Source organism: Arcanobacterium ihumii, assembly GCF_900604515.1.
In the GTDB taxonomy this organism is placed as follows: Bacteria; Actinomycetota; Actinomycetes; order Actinomycetales; family Actinomycetaceae; genus Arcanobacterium_A; species Arcanobacterium_A ihumii.
In genome coordinates this window covers 341,752-359,381 of the sequence record NZ_UWOS01000001.1, presented here as the reverse complement: position 1 = coordinate 359,381, position 17,630 = coordinate 341,752, and the positions used below count along the sequence as shown (strand labels likewise).

The window sequence follows — 17,630 nt, the reverse complement described above, 5'->3', positions numbered from 1 at the left end:
GTGACTGTAACCATGTAGAAAGGTTCGGATTTAAATTACTGTTTGGAACGGCGTTTACGCCGGGCGCAGTAACGCACCGCGTTCCCGAAAATGTCTTGAACAGCGATATCTGGGATGTTCTTCATCAATCCTGGACGGTAGCGTTCTGGATGACCCATCTTGCCTAGGATTCGCCCGTCAGGAGAAATGATGCCCTCGATGGCAAAAGCTGAACCATTCGGGTTCGCAGGTGCGCTCGCCGTCGGTGTGCCTGATGCGTCTACATACTGGAATGCAACCTGCTTGCGTTCAAAGAGCTCGCGTGCGGTTTCTTCGTCTACCGTAAAGCGGCCTTCCCCGTGTGAAACCGGTACGCGATGCAAGTCTCCGCACTTAAAATCAGCTAACCAAGGAGATTTCACAGTACCAACGCGAGTGGTTGCGATGCGAGACACATGGCGAAGCTGAGCATTATGGGTGAGCGTGGGTGAGCCGTCGTGAAGCTGTGCCGGATCTCCGTAGGGGAGGAATCCGGACTTCACCAACGCCTGGAAACCATTACAGATTCCCAATACTAGGCAATCGCGAGCTACGAATTCTTTAACAGCTTCACAAACCTCGGGGCTCGTTAGGAAGTTGGCGATGAACTTTGCCGAACCGTCCGGTTCATCTCCAAGGGAGAATCCTCCCGAAAGCGCCAAGATATCTGCCGTTTTGAGCTTCTCGATGAAGGCACGGGTGTCTTCCAACAGTAGTTCAGGAGTGATGTTCCTGATGACGTGGAACTCGGTGGTTGCTCCGGCTGCCTCGAAGGCCTCAGCGGTATCGTATTCTGAGTTCGTGCCAGGGAATACCGGGAGTAGTACGTGTACTTGGTGGTCACCACGTTGGGTTGTGGTTTTTCTATCAAAACCCGCATCTTCGTTGCTTTCATTGCAACCATATTCACTCAGCTCGCGAGCGAAGGAAGGCAATTCAGCTCGATCGTTTTTGTTGATCGGGAACACCTGACGATAGGCGCTTTCGAGCGAGTCAAGCGCAGAATCGTAATCCACGACGTCCGAACCGATAGCCAATGCTTCGCGCGTAGTATTCGTCGATCCAAACAACACTGGTTGTACGCCGTCGAATTCAGGAACACCGCCCCGAGGCACGGCGAAGAAGATACCACCGATTGCGCGTTTGGGACCGAGCTCCGATGCGGCGTTGGCGTCGACGTCGATCCCTACCCGGTTTCCGAGAGCAGATTTCACCAGAGCAGTCACAAATCCATCGTTTGTGATTGACCGCGCGCAAGAAACAATTCCTTGAGTATTCCAAGCCCTCATCGCGGCGAAGTTTGCGCGCAACTGAGCGTAATTTGGGGCGCCATTTTCTTGAGGCTGATGCGCTAAGAAATAGAGATCAAGTTCTTCGCGTGGAAGCGTGGCGGTTACGACGTCGTCGCAATCATTGACACTGACCGCAAATGTTACAAGAGTTGGGGGAACATGGAGTTCATCTGAATATGAACCAGACATTGAGTCTTTTCCGCCGATTGCGCCGACGCCGAATTCGTCTTGTGCTTCCAAAAGACCGAGCAAGGCTTGAAGCGGAATACCCCATATTTCTGCGCTGGTAGGACGTTGGAAGTACTCTTGGACGGTCAACCAGGCATTTGTAACATCTGCACCAGCCGCTGCGAGCCTTGCCAGCGCTTCTACTACTGAATAAGCACCCATAAGGTATGGTGAATCATCGGCAAGTTCTGGCGAATAACCGGCGGCCATCAGCGATGCGGTTGAAGTTCCTCCAGGCACAGGAAGTGTTTGAACTGAAACGTCTTCTTCGGACTTCTGTGTTGTACCACCGTATGGCATAAGAACGGTTGAACGTCCAATGCTCGAATCGAATTGTTCCACCATGCCTTCCTGTGATCCTCTACCGAGCTTTGCCAAGGTAGTTAGAACAGCTTCGCGGTTGATTTCTTCTTTCCCTTGTACTGCCACCTTAGGTGCTGTTCCAGTATTTGCACTGGACGTAACATCGGCAAGTAAAACTTTTTGAGTTCGGTGGGCACCATTTGTATTGAGGAATTCGCGCGAGAGGTCAAGTACAACTGAATCTTGATAAAACATCCGTAAGCGTCCGGTGTCGGTGACCTTCGCGAGCGTTACTGCCTCGAGGTTTTCTTGCTCAGTAGCGCGAATGAAGGTATCGGCGTCGGCCGGATCAACCACGACCGCCATCCGTTCTTGAGATTCGGAAATTGCGATTTCAAGCGGGTTAAGTCCGGCGTATTTGAGCGGAACACGGTCGAGGTGAATATCTAGACTGTCGGCCAGTTCGCCTACCGCAACTGCGACGCCTCCGGCTCCGAAATCGTTGCATCGGCGAATCATCTGAGCTATATCCGCGCGGCGGAATAAACGTTGGATTTTGCGTTCGTTTACAGGGTTTCCCTTCTGAACCTCCGCACCAAAACTTTCAAGGGATTCTTCGTCATGAGCTTTCGATGAACCCGTAGCGCCACCGATTCCGTCTCGTCCGGTACGCCCGCCCAAAATTACGACGACGTCGCCTGGGCGTGGTTCGGCGCGACGTACGTTTTCAATGGGCGCAGCTGCCACAACGGCACCTAACTCCATACGCTTGGCCACATAACCAGGGTGAACATATTCGCGAACGTAGGTGGTTGCTAGGCCGATTTGGTTACCATAGGAGGAATAGCCCGCAGTGGCACGCGTGGAAATATCACACTGAGGAAGTTTTCCTTTGATGGTTTCGGCTCGTGGAGTTGTTACATCTCCTGCGCCGGAAAGTCGAAGGGCTTGATAAGCCCAAGAACGACCAGATAGCGGATCACGGATAGCGCCGCCTAAGCAGGTGCTAGCTCCGCCGAATGGTTCAATTTCTGTTGGATGATTGTGGGTTTCGTTTTTGAACATTAAGAGCCAAGGTTTCTTGCCTTCTCGTGTATCGGCTTCAACGAAAACTGAGCACGCATTGATTTCTTCGGAAACCTCTTGAGATTCAAGTTCTCCGCGGCGTCGTAGATCGCGGGCAGCGATCGTACCTAAGTCCATAAGGGTGCGCGGTTTTGTTTCGCGACCACACTGAGCACGCATCTCGTCCCAGCGATTAAGGAGGTGTTCGAAAGTATCGTGGAATCGTAGTGAGAAGTTTTCGATATCTACTAACTCGGTTTCGAAAGTGGTGTGACGGCAATGGTCAGACCAGTAGGTATCGAGTGCTGCTAGTTCAACCTCAGTGGGGGCTCTGCCTTCAGACCGAAAGTAGTCTTGAATAAGCTGGAGATCGTCAATGGACATCGCCATCGAACGCTGAGCACGAAGACTATCGAGTTGTTCTGAGGTGAGTTCAAGAAAATCAGGGAACTGTTCTAGCGGCTTAGCGCTGGTCACCGCCGGTAATGATAGCTGTGAGAAATCCTTTTTTCCTGCTTCAACAGGGTTGATAAGGAACTGTGCAATGGCTTTTAGTTCAACGTTGGTGAGGTCATCATTGAAAACGTAAAGACGTGCGGAAAAAATCTGTGCTTTTGAATTCGGCGAAAGCAGACCGAGTGCTTGAGTGGCAGCATCGGCACGTTGATCGTACTGACCAGGTAGGAATTGGACGCCAAGGTGGGGTTGAGTCAACAGATCCTGAAGTGAATTGCTCGGTACGATGTCGTCTACGCGCGCATCACGCACTACCGATGCTTGGAGAAGAGCGAGCTCATCTTCGGTGGCATTGAAGACGTCATATACGTTATAAACGGCAAGGCTACGCACGTTGACTCCGGCTAACGTATTTAGCGTTTGAGTAAATGCGCACTCCTCGTCGCGAAAATTCGGCTTTCTGCGGACCAATAAGCGCTTATCCATGGGCAAGATTTTCTTTCAGTGACGGTGCGCTATCGCGCAAACAACCAGCCAAGTTTTACGTTAAGTATTTTTCTAAATGGCTTTCAGTCCGAAACAACAGACTGATCAATAACCTTCTTGGTTTGGTTCTGACGGAACTCAATGTATGCCTTGTTGGTTTCCGGGTCGTTCAGAGCGATCACAGAAACTGCAAGAAGTGCTGCGTTATATGCGCCGGTTCCGCCGGTGGCCGTGGTTGCCACCGGAATGCCACGTGGCATTTGAACAGTGGAGAGTAGGGAATCGAGTCCACCGGCTAACGTGGTGCGCATTGGAACACCAAATACGGGCAGGTGGGTATGTGAAGCACATACCCCCGCTAGATGAGCTGCTCCTCCTGCACCAGCGATAACGGCTGCGAAGCCACGATCTGCTAAACCGGAAATAAATTCCTCAACAGCTGCTGGAGTGCGGTGTGCTGAAAGTGCGCGGGTTTCGTATTCGATACCAAACTGCCTTAGCACAGTGCGTGCTTCGTCCATAGCTTCCAGATCAGAACGTGATCCCATAATAATTGCCACTTTGGCAGTCATATTTTCTCCTAGCTTCGCAAGTGAATAGGTAGTAAGCGTTGTTTTGGTAGATTGCGGAACTGTTTTTGTTACTAAGTGTTTGACCGCCTACAAGGTGAGTGCAGGCGGTCAAAAAATTAAGAGTTCCACGCAGTGCCGGTTAGGCGTTCGAACGCATCGCGGTAACGTGTAGCAGTGTTGCTAACGACGTCCTGAGGAAGTGCTGGAGCCGGTGGGGTTTTATCCCAATCTAGAGTCTCGAGCCATTCACGAAGGAACTGCTTATCGAAGCTCGCCTGTGCGTGACCTGGCTCCCAGCTCTCAGCGGCCCAGAATCGAGATGAATCTGGAGTAAAGGCTTCATCTCCAAGTGTCAGAACGCCGTCTAGATAACCGAACTCAAACTTGGTGTCAGCCAAGAGGATTCCGCGCTCGCGGGCATAGTCCGAGGCTTCGGTGAAGAGCTGTAGCGATGCAGACTCAAGCGCCTCGGCGGTTTCAGTGCCCACGACGTTGCGAAGTTCAGCAACGGAGATATTAATATCGTGGCCATTTTCTTCTTTAGTGGACGGCGTGAAGATTGGTTCGGGCAGAGCGTCGCCCTGCTTAAGGCCAGCGGGCATTTGTATGCCATTGATGGTGCCGTCTTTTTGGTACGACTTCAATGCAGAACCTTCAAGGTAGCCACGCACGATACATTCGGCGTTGACCATATCTAGCTTACGAACGAGCATGGAGCGACGAGCCAATTCTTCCGCATAATCGGAAAATGGCTCTGGATACTCTGTTGGATCAACCGAGATCATGTGATTGGGGATGATATGTTCCAACTTCTTAAACCAAAACGCGGAAATGCTATTAAGGATGCAGCCTTTATCTGGAATAGCTTCGTCAAAAACGACGTCGAATGCGGAAACACGATCCGTAACGACGATCAGTAAGTTATCTCCGAGATCATAGAGGTCTCGAACCTTACCTTGAGAAAGAAGGGGAACTTCGGACACTGGGCTGTGTTTCATTAAGGTCACATAAGTAACCCTAGTGAGTCAATACCCGCATTTCTTGATTGTATTAAATCGCGGACTTATTTTGAACGTATGGTGAGACGAAATTACGAATCTGCTTGGGTTAAGAGCTCCCACGCGGCATTTCCGCCCGAGAGACCAGCGAAATTATCGATAAACTTTACCGTATTAGGCTTGATTCCTTCGATCGCGTCGCGCGATTGATTGAGGGCATCTCGAACTTCGGGCGTAATTCGAGCAGCGTTTCCACCTCCGATGAATAGATGATCCCACCGGAAAACGGGCCACAAAGCACGTACCGCATCGAAAACCAAACGTGACCATTCGGCGTCATCCAGAAACAGTCGACGATGCTCACCTAGAACTTGATCGAATGTTTGTCCATCTTTAAAAGGGGCGTGAGACATTTCAATATGTGGAATGAGGCGACCGTCCACAAAAAATGCGCATCCTAGGCCAGTACCAAGCGTCAATACGAGTTCCGAACCTACGCCTTGAATTACTGAGCAAGCAGCGACTTCGGCATCATTAAATGCCAAGGTGGGAACGCCGAACGAACCTACAAAAAGTTCTTCGGCATCAAGACCATTCCACTGGGAAGCCAAGGCGGGAAGGGCTTGGGTGTGCGGGCCGTTATCGCGAATGTAATGCGGCGTAAAAACGACGTTTCCATTACGGATCACGCCTGGCAGACCGACGGTAATTCGTTGAAAATCCGGATTGTTAAGTGCAGAAATGTGGTTGCGTACGGTTTCAATCAGATCCGATGGAGTGAACGGATAGACGACGCCGGAGCGGACTGTTGTGGTAGCCGCGTCACCGTTGCTATTAACCACAGCGGATTTGATTCCGCCGCCACCGCAATCAACGCACAGCGTATGAACATCAGCACCTGTGTTACTGATATTTGTGCCGGTAGCAGAGTCTGAAGATAGAGAGGCCTCAGAGCGAATGGTGCTCGTGGAAGTCGGCATCTTTGATCCATCTGCGTTACTGTGCGAAGCTTTTTCCATGAGGGAGACAATATCGCAAAATGTGCGCCTTAGGCTTGATCTTAGCTATGACGGTGCTCAATTCCACGGTTGGGCAAAGCAACAAGGACTGCGAACTGTGCAGGGCGAACTCGAAGCTGCGCTTGCGAAAATCCTCCGTATTCCGGTGGAGCTGACGGTGGCTGGAAGGACTGACGCAGGTGTTCATGCCGCTGGTCAAGTAGCGCACTGTGACGTACTGGCGTCAGTATGGATGCAACTTCCCGGTAGGTCCACGCTCAAGCCAGGCGAGGCGATGCGCCGTCGCCTTAATGCCGTGTTGTCCCACGGCACTGGTGGTGTACGTGGATATTCGGACGTCGTCGTCTCTTCGGTTTGTGAAGTGAGTCCAGAGTTCGACGCGCGTTTTTCGGCGCTCTGGCGTTCCTATACTTACCGCATTGCCGACGGTGTTGAGCGTTGGAACCCACGGCGCACCGACGTCTTGTGGCTCGACTATCCATTGGATGTTGAAGCGATGAATCGTGCGGCACAACCCCTGCTCGGTGAACATGATTTTCTTTCGTACTGCAAACCTAGGAAGGGTGCATCTACCATTCGCACGCTTCTAGAATTAGGATTCCAACGTAGTGACGACGGTATCTTATGCGGTTTTGCTCGTGCTGATGCGTTTTGTCATTCCCAAGTGCGAACACTGATGGGAACGCTCATTGAAGTTGGAAGGGGTGCTCAAGGTGAAGACTTTCCAGCTCGTCGCCTTGAAGAAGCAAGCAGGAATAGTGGTGTAATTGTTGCTGCACCCCACCCCTTGACCCTAGAAAAAGTTGGCTATCCTGAGCCTGAGGATTACGGCAAGCAGGCGCAAGCAGCTCGAAGATATCGAGGAATCGATGGTGGTAACGATGGTGGCGAGTCCGATACTTGTTTGGAATGCGACTGTTAATTTCGGTTGCGCTGAAATTCTGCGTTGATTTCGTAAACATTTTCTGAATGAATCGGCTCACAGCTCGAGGTTGCCCTTTGACTGCTTCGACTACTGCCATTAAAGTTTACTAATGTTGTGCAGTTTGTACGTTGACGCTATCCCACTCGTTGCGTTCATAGCACAGCGATGAATAATATCTTGACCATTGGACTAGTTTGGAATGTGCTCGATTAAAAGCCATAACATCGCACATTCTTAAGACAAGGTCCACTACAAAAGAAACGAAGGCTACGCAAGTGCGCACGTATTCACCGAAGCCCGGCGACGTAGAGAAGAAGTGGTACATCATCGATGCTACCGACGTCGTTCTTGGCCGTTTGGCAGCTCAAGTTGCCACCCTGCTCCGTGGGAAGCATAAGCCGAATTTCGCTCCGCATGCGGATACTGGCGATTTCGTCATCATCATCAACGCTGAAAAGGTCGCATTGACCGGTTCGAAGCGCGAGCAGAAGTTTGCTTACCGCCACTCTGGTTTCCCAGGTGGTTTGAAGGCAACGTCTTACACCGAACTTCTTGCAGTTAACCCAGAGCGGGCTGTGCAGAAGGCGGTTGCTGGCATGCTTCCAAAGAACACTTTGGGACGTCAGCAGCTTTCCAAGCTCAAGATCTATCGTGGTGCGGAGCATCCACACGCTGCACAGCAGCCGGAAGTCTACGAGCTCAAGCAGGTCGCACAGTAATCCGGAATGAACCGGACAGATTTTAAGGAGAACCGTGGCTGAGACCACCGTCGAAACTGAAGAGCTCGAGGAGACTCTGAGCTCGTACACCAGCGAGAGCGAAGCTCCGCAGACCGGTCAGGGTGCATCCTTGACCGCACCGGGCCAGGGCCTTGGTCGCCGTAAGGAAGCCATTGCTCGTGTCCGCCTCATTCCCGGAACCGGCGAATGGAAGATCAACGGACGTACCCTCGAAGATTACTTCCCGAATAAGTTGCACCAGCAGCTGGTACGTTCCCCATTTGTGCTCCTTGACATTGAAGGACGCTTTGACGTTGTTGCTCGCATCAACGGTGGCGGACCTTCCGGTCAGGCTGGCGCATTGCGTATGGGTATTTCCCGTGCGCTTAACGAGATCGATCGTGAGGCTAACCGCCCAGCTTTAAAGAAGGCTGGCTTCCTCACTCGCGATGCTCGTGCTGTAGAACGTAAGAAGGCCGGCCTCAAGAAGGCACGTAAGGCTTCACAGTTCTCGAAGCGCTGATTTTTATTCAGCAAGGCTGATAATTCGGCTACAAACTTTGGTGGCTCGTCCTGTGGACGAGCCACTTTTGTATGTCTATAAAACATTTCAGGTTGCCTTAGCATGGCTTGTGTAGATTCGTGGGGAGATTTTCGCAACATCTGGATATATGTACAGATGAAGCGAAAATCTCCCCAAATCATGAAGCCTCTGGGTGATTCCGCCTACAAAAGGATGTAGAAAATGCAAAGAATAGGTGGAATCAACGTGCTGGAAAGGTAGAATTTTCATAGAACAAGCACAACGATCGGAGAATTGTGGCAACAAAGAAGGCGAAAAACGCTCATATCACAACTAAGCATTCAAAGATTATTCTTATTGGCGACGGTGCGGTTGGTTCTAGCTATGCCTATGCCCTTACACTGCTCGGAGTCGGCCGCGAACTGGGCATTATTGATATGAATATGGAGAAGGCAAAAGGTGATGCAATGGATCTTGCAGATGCCCTTTCCTTTACTTCTCCGAAGAAGATTTATGCAGCTACCTACGAGGATTGCGCCGACGCCGGTTTGGTAGTGATCGCGGCGGGTGCTGCCCAGAAACCAGGAGAAACTCGCCTTGATCTGGTAGACAAGAACCTTCGAATCTTCCATGACATGATCGGCCAAGTCATGGCTTCGGGCTTTGACGGAATCTTCTTAGTTGCAACCAATCCTGTTGATGTTCTTACTTACGCCACCTGGCGATTCTCCGGCCTTCCATCAAGTCGCGTACTTGGCTCGGGTACTGCTCTTGACTCAGCCCGCTTGCGCCAAGAGCTCGCCGAACTACTCGACGTTGATGCACGTAATGTTCATGCCTACATTATGGGTGAACACGGCGATTCGGAATTTCCCGTATGGTCCCACGCAAATGTGGGCGGAATGGCTTTAAGTGAATGGATTATGCGAAATCCAGAAACCTCATCGCGGGCGCTTAAGGAAGCTTTCCAAAATGTCCAGCAAGCTGCCTACCGCATCATTGAGGCAAAAGGTGCAACCTACTACGGTATCGGAGCAGCACTTGCTCGTATCACTCGAGCAATTCTTTCGGACGAAAATTCAATTCTTGCTGTTTCTGGCTACATGAATGGCGAATATGGTTTTGACGATCTCTATATCGGCACGCCAGCAATCGTTGGGGCGGACGGAATCACACAGGTTGTGGGGATTCCACTTGAAATGACCGAGCACGAAGCGATGCGTGCATCGGCGAAGCTTTTGAAGGACACCATCGAAACCTCGTTTGCGAAGCTTGAAGAGGATCTGGGTGTTAAAATTCCAGAAGGAAAAGTTGAGTAAAGGAAAAATATGTCTCGGTTATTCGGCACCGATGGTGTACGTGGATTAGCTAACAAAGAAATCACTGCAAGATTCGCTCTCCAGTTGGGCGAAGCGGCAGCACGAGTCCTTGTCAACAAGAAAGGTCTCAAACATCGCCCACGTGCAATTATTGGCCGAGATACCCGCCAGTCCTCTGGAATGCTCTCCCACGCTATCGCAGCGGGTCTTGCTAGTGCTGGTGTTGACGTCGAACACGTTCGTGAAATCCCGACGCCGGGTGTCGCTTACCTTACCGCAGAAGAAGATTACGACCTAGGTGTCATGATCTCCGCATCGCACAATCCGATGCAAGATAATGGTATCAAGTTCATCAACTCCAACGGTTTCAAACTCGATGATGCAATCGAAGACGAAATCGAAGCTGTCCTTGGTCAAGAGTGGGATCGCCCAATCGCAGCGGGTGTAGGTACTATCAGTGAAAGTGCGGAGGTTTCGGACCGTTTTTACATGGATCACCTCATTAAGATTGGTGGAGACCTCCATGGGCTTCGCATCGCGCTAGATTGTGCAAATGGCGCAGCTTCAGACGTTGCTCCGCGTGTTTTCCAGAAACTGGGTGCGGACGTCGTCGTAATCAACGCTGCTCCGGACGGGAAGAACATCAATGATAACTGCGGCTCAACGCATCCTGAACAGCTCCAAGCACTGACTGTTGCCACGAAGGCTGATTTTGGCTTCGCTTTTGATGGAGACGCCGATCGCTGCCTCGCTGTCAATCACAAGGGGGAGCTTGTGGACGGCGATCAAATCATGGGCATGCTCGCGGTCGCAATGAAAGAAGATGGTAGACTCAAGCGCAATACCCTGGTACTTACGGTTATGTCTAACCTTGGTCTACATTTGGCGATGAAGGAAAAGGGCGTTAAGACGGTTTCCACGAAGGTTGGAGATCGCTATGTTCTTGAAGAAATGCTTGCCAAGGGCTACAACCTAGGCGGCGAACAGTCGGGGCACATTATCAATCTCGATAACGCCACTACCGGCGATGGAACTCTTACCGCGGTCCTCGTAGCAAGTGAAATCGCGAAGAGCGGTAAGCCCCTCGAGGAACTTGTTTCGTTTATTAGGCGACTTCCGCAAACTCTTATCAATGTTCCAAATGTGGATAAAACCGGCGTGGACAAGGTTGCGGCCGAAGTTGCAGAAGTCGAAGCTCAACTCGGTGAAACTGGACGAGTCTTGCTTCGTGCTTCGGGTACTGAACCACTGATTCGAGTCATGGTTGAGGCAGCCACCCAAGAGGACGCCGATCGTGCAGCGCAACATCTTGCTGAAGTAGTTAAAGAAAAGCTCAGCCTCTAGGCTAAGTTGCTCAATTTGTTGTCTGGCGCTGGTCATTAAACCAGCGCCAGATTTCTAGAGCTTGCGCAGGGAAATTTCATCAATGACATGGTCTGCCCCCTTGTGTAAGACGACCGTAGCTCGCGTTCTGGTAGGAGCGATATTTTCCCTGAGATTCGGTAGGTTAATTGCGTGCCAAATTTCGCGAGCCATCGATTCTGCTGCCTCGTCGGACAAATGTGAATAATTTTTGAAGAACGAGCGTTCATCAGTAAATGCAGTTGCCCGTAGTTTGCGGAATCGTTCGATGTACCATTGCTCAAGGCTTTCTTCACTGGCATCTAAATAGATCGAGAAGTCGAAGTAATCGGACACCGCTCTAAATTCTCCATCAGTGGTGGATAAACGCGGTGGCTGGAGCACATTAAGTCCTTCGACGATGAGAATATCTGGCTGATCAACCGTGATAAAACGATCTGGAACTACATCGTAAGTAACATGGTCATACATGGGAACGCGAAGATTTCTTTCCCCAGCTTTAATCGCCGAAAGGAAATTAATCAATCCGTGGCGATCATAGGATTCTGGGAAGCCTTTTCTCTCCATAAGCTGTTGCTTTTCAAGTTCATGGTTGGGGAGGAGGTAGCCGTCCGTTGTAATGAGATCAACGTTAGGCGTCTGTGGCCAGCGTTTCATAAGTTCTTGAAGGAGACGTGCTGCAGTTGATTTACCAACCGCAACCGAACCCGCGATGCCAATAATCCATGGGGTTTTAGTATCGGCTCTATTTAAAAAAGCATTTTCGTCTGCCAAGAGTTGCATCGTTTTTCGTCCGTACATTTGCATCAACGCAGAAAGAGGACGATAAATTGCGTCAACTTCCGCCAAATCGACCGGATCGCCAAGACTGGCGAGATGATGGATATCCGCATCAGTTAACGGTAGCTCAGTAGTCTTGGCCAGTTTTCTCCATTCCTCACTCGGGATCCGAACGTAGGGGGAATGGGAATCCGAAAAGAAAGAACTCATGATTATTAGTTTTGCAGTAATCCGAATAGAAGCGCTATTGATCGCGTGTTTTATGAGCTATGTCTTGTTAGATAAGTCGAACGTGAATGCACTTCTCCCTCATCTTAACTTTAGGTTAGGCTTAAATACATGTGTGGAATTGTAGGATATATTGGTTCCTTGGGTGGGCCCTTGCGACCATTACAAGTAGTTATTGAAGGTCTAACTCGACTTGAATACCGCGGATATGACTCGGCTGGAATTGCCATTAACGCAGAATCTGGTATTGAGGTTCGAAAGAAAGCCGGTCGTGTAGAAAACTTAAACGCCCTGCTTGAAGCTGAGCCCATCCCAGAAGGCAAATCGGCAATTGGACATACCCGATGGGCGACTCATGGTTCACCCTCAGACTTGAATTCTCATCCACATCTGTCTCCGGATAGTGAAGTAGCTATTGTTCATAACGGCATTGTTGAGAATCATCAAGAGCTACGTGAAGAACTCCTCGCCCAGGGCGCTAGCTTTTCATCTGAAACCGATTCGGAAATCGTTGTGCACCTCCTTGGCAAGGAGTTCGCTCGAATCGGTGACCTTGAACAAGCCATGCGTAATGTTGTTAAACGCCTCGAAGGATCTTTTGCACTAGTTGCGATTGCACACCGAGACCCAGACCGTATGGTCGCTGCTCGCCGTAATTCACCACTCGTGGTAGGAATTGGTGAGGGTGAAAACTTCTTGGGGTCCGACGTCGCCGCTTTCGTGGGCTACACAAAGTTGGCTATGGCGATTGACCAGGATCAAATGGTCGTAGTCACCGCTAATTCAGTTACAGTTAGTGATTTTGATGGTAACGCGGTTGAACCAAAGACCTACGAAGTTGATTGGGACGTCAACGCCGCAATGACCGACGGCTTTGATACCTACATGGAAAAGGAAATTCACGAACAGCCTCGTGCAGTAGTAGACACCTTGCTCGGACGTCGCTCTAAGAACGGTGAACTCCACCTCGATGAACTGCGAATTGATGAGGCTGAGCTTCGTGCAATTGATAAGATCATCGTTATTGCCTGTGGATCTGCAGCCTATGCTGGACATGTTGCTCGTTACGCTATTGAGCACTGGTGCCGTATTCCGGTTGAAGTTGAGCTCGCCCATGAATTCCGTTACCGCGATCCAGTTGTTAATTCAAAGACATTGGTTGTTGCGATCTCTCAATCAGGTGAGACAATGGATACCCTGATGGCCGTACGTCACGCTCGTGAGCAGGGTGCTCGTGTTTTGGCTATTGTTAATGTCTTTGGTTCTACTATCGCCCGTGAAGCCGATGCCGTCCTTTACACGCACGCTGGCCCTGAAGTTGCGGTTGCCTCGACGAAGGCTTTCTCTGCCCAGATCGCTGCGGCCTACCTTTTAGGTTTGTACCTAGCGCAGCTTCGCGGAAATAAGTATCCCGATGAAGTGGCAACATATCTTGATGAACTTGCGCAGATGCCTGAGCGGATGGCTTCTGTTTTGGAACAGGAAGACGCGGTCAAGGAGCTTGCTCGCAAGATGAGTGACGTCGAATCTGTGCTTTTCTTGGGACGCCATGTTGGTTTCCCGATTGCCTTAGAAGGTGCGTTGAAGCTCAAAGAACTTGCATATATTCACGCTGAAGGATTTGCTGCCGGAGAACTCAAACATGGTCCCATTGCGTTGGTTGAGGAAGGTCTTCCAATCTTCGTTATCGTTCCAACTCCGCGTCGTCCTCTCCTTCATTCAAAGGTGATTTCTAACCTTGAAGAAGTTAAGACACGAGGTGCGCGCGTCGTCGTCGTAGCTGAAGAAGGCGACACCGCAGTGAACGACTTGGCAGAGCTCATTATTAGAGTTCCACATTCGACCCCAACGCTCATGATGCCACTGGTGACGATTATCCCGCTTCAGATTTTTGCCTGCGAGTTAGCGCGGCAGAAGGGGTATGACGTTGATAAGCCTCGAAACCTAGCCAAAGCTGTGACGGTCGAGTAAGCCTAGCAATCTAGCGATCAAATGACTGAAGCTGGTTTGCTGATCTCAGATTTTAGAAGCGAGCGGATGGACGGACTATGGACTATGCCTTTTCCACATCGGTAATTCGGTTGGCTGAAAACGCGCTGTTGGAGCAGGGAACACCACTCATGGAACAAGCGTCCTTTGCGCTCGCTTCTCACATTTTATGCTTACTCAAGGAACGTGGGTTTCGTCTTTCTGGCTCTACGGTATTGGTATTGGCGGGAACTGGGAACAATGGTGGAGATGCCCTCTTTGCCGGGTCCTACCTGGCTCGTAGAGGTCTAAAGGTGAGCGCCGTTGTTGGGGATAAATGCCACGAGGAGGGATTGCACGCTGCGCTACGAGCTGGAGTCTCCGTGACTCATAACCCGAATGAGCAGGAACTTAGGAGCCTAGCCCGAGACTGTGGGACCTGGATAGATGGGATTCTAGGAATCGGTGTAACGGGAAAAATCCGCGAGCCATTTTCGAATTGGCTCAGCATCCTTAACCAAGAGTCCGCGCAGAGTGCCGCTAAACCGCTGATTGTAGCTGTGGATATACCATCGGGAATTAATGCCGATTCATCTGAAGTCTGCAATGACGTTTTGAAAGCTGATCTTACGGTAACAATGGGATGTTTGAAACCGGCGCTTTTGGAATACCCAGCGGCAGATTTCGCAGGATCAGTAGAAACAGTGGACCTTGGTTTCGATCCGATCCTGTTTCAGAATGCTTCCGCTAGTAGCGACGTAGTTCTTCGGGTGAATGATATCGATGTTCGGGATAATTGGTTGGTTCCAACGTCCGAAGATCACAAATACTCGCGCGGAGTACTCGGTATTTTTACCGGTTCGCAGCAATATCCGGGTGCCGGAATCTTAAGTGTTGGGGGAGCGAGTCGGTTAGGCCTTGGGATGGTGCGCTACTTAGGTGGAAATACAAAAGTAGTCGATACCTACCCAGAAGTCGTAATAGGTAACGGTAAGATACAAGCCGCATTGGCAGGTTCAGGATTGGTTGAACTTGAGCCGGTAGAATCTTGGCTCAATGAGCTAGATCCAGCTCTCCCTGTGGTTTTAGATGCAGGTGCGATTAGTTTGGCACTGGATCCCAATTGGCAAAAACCAACTATTTTGACCCCGCATGCAGGTGAGCTTCAAAAACTTTTGGACGATTCTGGCTTTGGCATTGATCGTACTTCCATCGAAGCAAATCCACGTAAGTTCGCCTGTATCGCTGCTGAACACACTTGTTGCATTGTGGTATTAAAAGGGGCTTCAACCGTGATTGCCGCGCCGTCGGGTGAATGCTATGTCCAAGCGGATGCGCCTGCGTGGACAGGCACGGCTGGCTCCGGTGATGTTCTTGCAGGAATTATCGGCGCGGTAGTGGCAATGTTTCAAGCACGTGCAGAACAAAGTGGTGAGAACGTTTTATCGAAAGACCTTGCTCTGGCTGCGGCAATAGGCGTCCATATTCACGGCAGAGCAGCATCTTTTGCATCGAGACGTGAATTACACGACCAACGCGGATTGGGTATTCCTATCGCAGCAAGCGATATTATCGATTCGGTACCGAATATTATGGATGAGATTCTCAATCCTTGGAGATGATATGAGCTTAAAACATGCGTACAACGGAGAGCCGCATTTTCCTTCGCGCGCTCTCATCTCTCGTAGCGCCTTCGAACATAATTTAGCAAAAGCTAAAGACTTGGCGGGAGACGCGCAGGTTATGGCCGTCATCAAAGCAGATGCTTATGGTCATGGTGCAGAAAAGATCGGCGAATGGGCATTGGACGCGGGCGTTGAATGGCTCGCAGTAGCTCAACTTGGCGAAGCAATTGCATTGCGCAAAGCTTTACACGAACGTGGCCGAATGCTCGCATTAATCGCAGAACCAGGTGCTCCGTTTTGGGAAGCACTCGAACTGGGAATTGATTTATCGGTTGGTGCTAGCTGGGAACTAGATGAGATTGCTCTTGCCGCAAACGAATCAAAAATCTGTGCTCGTGTTCATATCGAAGTTGATACAGGGATGGCGCGCGGTGGTTTCTCGCTTGCGGAACTGCCTTCAGTTCTTCCAACAATCGCAGAATACGCCGAAAATGGTCTGATTGAGACGGTTGGTTTGTGGTCCCACCTTGCCATGGCCGATGTCTTAGATTCGGACGAAACTGAACGTCAAACAGCTGAGTTCGTACATGCAAGTACAATGTTCGCCGATGCAGGAATAGATATTCAATTCCATCATCTTGCCGCATCGGGTGGATTACTCTGGCATCCAGACACCAGGTTTTCTATGGTTCGCCCAGGCATTATGCTCTATGGTTTGAGTCCGGCACCAGAAGTTGCAACGGCAGAGGAAATGGGACTCGAACCGGTAATGCGCTTAGAAGCAGATCTTGTTTCAGTGCGTGATGTACCTGCAGGAACCGGCGTAAGCTATGGACATACCGCAACTACCCCGATTCCAATGCGCCTGGGCACAGTTCCATTGGGATATGCGGATGGGATTCCGCGTCATGCTTCGAATAGCGTCGAGGTTGTGATCGGCAATCAACGCCACGAATTAATTGGTCGAGTGTGTATGGATCAGTTTGTTGTAGCGGCTCCTGGCGCAGTGGCCGGTGATACGGTGACTCTCTTTGGCGCTTCGGCAGACGGTTACCTTACTGCAGATGACTGGGCACAGCATTGCGACACGATCGGTTATGAAATTGTGTCACGTTTAGGAACTCGAGTTCCTCGTTATTTCGTAGACTAAGTAGAGTTCATCTAGAGGAGTATTGAGATGGAAATTTCGATGTGTGTCCCGCTTGCGACGGACATCCAAGCAGTTGGAGCTGCCTTGGGGCGCGCCGCCATGCCCGGTGATATGGTCATGCTTAACGGTCCGCTAGGTGCGGGGAAGACGACGATGACGCAAGGAATCGCACGTGGTTTGGGCGTCAAGGGTACGGTTTCCTCTCCTACCTTCGTAATCGCACAAATCCACCACGGTTCTTCGATGGATCTTGTACATGTTGATGCATACCGTTTGGAATCCATCGAAGAGCTTGATGCCCTTGATCTCGATACCTCACTTGACATCTCGCTCACAGTCGTTGAATGGGGAGCGGGAAAAGTTGAAGTTCTTTCTGGAGATCGAATCGAAATTGCGATTGAGCGCCCACAAGGTGCCAACGCAGGCGAAGACCCTGAAGATCTGTTCGTTGATGCTCCTCGAATGCTTACCTTGACGTCCTATGGTTGCCGTGGCGATGCCTTCTTGACTGCCTTACTTGCTGACCCCGACGTGCTTGCACTCGTAGAGGCTACGGAATCAACGCGAGCTTCTCTCGAACAGCCGGAGTAATAG

The 17,630-nt window shown here is 50.6% G+C and carries 14 protein-coding genes; 9 read left to right on the top strand and 5 right to left on the bottom strand.

Going from position 1 to position 17,630, the window contains the following annotated elements; genetic code table 11:
• Positions 1-35: 35 nt before the first annotated feature.
• The 4 genes from EIH22_RS01560 to EIH22_RS01545 all read right to left on the bottom strand — a co-directional run bounded on the left by EIH22_RS01560 (position 36) and on the right by EIH22_RS01545 (position 6,437).
• Positions 36-3,848: a phosphoribosylformylglycinamidine synthase gene (locus EIH22_RS01560; RefSeq protein WP_124054067.1), complete on the bottom strand. Its 3,813-nt coding sequence runs from the start codon at positions 3,846-3,848 to the stop codon at positions 36-38.
• An 83-nt stretch (positions 3,849-3,931) separates the two neighbouring features.
• Positions 3,932-4,420, bottom strand: a complete 489-nt coding sequence (gene purE / locus EIH22_RS01555) for a 5-(carboxyamino)imidazole ribonucleotide mutase (protein WP_124054066.1) — start codon at positions 4,418-4,420, stop codon at positions 3,932-3,934.
• Positions 4,421-4,536: 116 nt separating this feature from the next.
• Complete coding sequence (locus EIH22_RS01550) at positions 4,537-5,418, bottom strand: phosphoribosylaminoimidazolesuccinocarboxamide synthase (protein WP_124054680.1); 882 nt, start codon at positions 5,416-5,418, stop codon at positions 4,537-4,539.
• Between the two features lie 92 nt (positions 5,419-5,510).
• Positions 5,511-6,437 carry an ROK family protein gene (locus EIH22_RS01545; RefSeq protein ID WP_235001726.1) on the bottom strand — a complete coding sequence of 309 codons (927 nt, stop codon included), beginning with the start codon at positions 6,435-6,437 and terminating at the stop codon, positions 5,511-5,513.
• Here EIH22_RS01545 and EIH22_RS01540 point away from each other — a divergent pair.
• The 5 genes from EIH22_RS01540 to glmM all read left to right on the top strand — a co-directional run bounded on the left by EIH22_RS01540 (position 6,436) and on the right by glmM (position 11,267).
• Positions 6,436-7,359 carry a tRNA pseudouridine synthase A gene (locus EIH22_RS01540; protein ID WP_124054065.1) on the top strand — a complete coding sequence of 308 codons (924 nt, stop codon included), beginning with the start codon at positions 6,436-6,438 and terminating at the stop codon, positions 7,357-7,359. The genes EIH22_RS01545 and EIH22_RS01540 overlap by 2 nt on opposite strands.
• 278 nt (positions 7,360-7,637) lie before the next feature.
• A complete protein-coding gene (gene rplM / locus EIH22_RS01535; RefSeq protein ID WP_124054064.1) occupies positions 7,638-8,081 on the top strand; it encodes a 50S ribosomal protein L13 in 444 nt (147 codons plus the stop codon).
• Positions 8,082-8,115: 34 nt separating this feature from the next.
• A complete protein-coding gene (gene rpsI, locus EIH22_RS01530; protein WP_124054063.1) occupies positions 8,116-8,604 on the top strand; it encodes a 30S ribosomal protein S9 in 489 nt (162 codons plus the stop codon).
• 296 nt (positions 8,605-8,900) lie between these two features.
• Complete coding sequence (locus tag EIH22_RS01525; RefSeq protein WP_235001725.1) at positions 8,901-9,923, top strand: L-lactate dehydrogenase; 1,023 nt, start codon at positions 8,901-8,903, stop codon at positions 9,921-9,923.
• 9 nt (positions 9,924-9,932) lie between these two features.
• A complete protein-coding gene (glmM, locus tag EIH22_RS01520; protein ID WP_124054062.1) occupies positions 9,933-11,267 on the top strand; it encodes a phosphoglucosamine mutase in 1,335 nt (444 codons plus the stop codon).
• Between the two features lie 54 nt (positions 11,268-11,321).
• Here glmM and coaA read toward each other — a convergent pair whose 3' ends face one another.
• Entirely contained in the window at positions 11,322-12,275 is a 954-nt protein-coding gene (coaA, locus tag EIH22_RS01515; protein ID WP_124054061.1) for a type I pantothenate kinase, read from the bottom strand.
• A gap of 129 nt (positions 12,276-12,404) precedes the next feature.
• On the opposite strand from coaA, the gene glmS reads away from it, so the two are divergent.
• From glmS to tsaE, 4 genes are all read left to right on the top strand, one after another.
• Positions 12,405-14,264, top strand: coding sequence for a glutamine--fructose-6-phosphate transaminase (isomerizing) (glmS, locus tag EIH22_RS01510; protein ID WP_124054060.1), 1,860 nt, complete (start codon positions 12,405-12,407; stop codon positions 14,262-14,264).
• 77 nt (positions 14,265-14,341) lie between these two features.
• Positions 14,342-15,883 (top strand): NAD(P)H-hydrate epimerase, encoded by a 1,542-nt coding sequence (locus tag EIH22_RS01505; RefSeq protein WP_124054059.1) that lies wholly within the window; start codon positions 14,342-14,344, stop codon positions 15,881-15,883.
• 1 nt (position 15,884) lies between these two features.
• Positions 15,885-17,036, top strand: a complete 1,152-nt coding sequence (gene alr, locus EIH22_RS01500; protein ID WP_124054058.1) for an alanine racemase — start codon at positions 15,885-15,887, stop codon at positions 17,034-17,036.
• A 27-nt stretch (positions 17,037-17,063) separates the two neighbouring features.
• Positions 17,064-17,627, top strand: a complete 564-nt coding sequence (gene tsaE, locus EIH22_RS01495; protein ID WP_124054057.1) for a tRNA (adenosine(37)-N6)-threonylcarbamoyltransferase complex ATPase subunit type 1 TsaE — start codon at positions 17,064-17,066, stop codon at positions 17,625-17,627.
• The last annotated feature ends 3 nt before the right edge of the window (positions 17,628-17,630 follow it).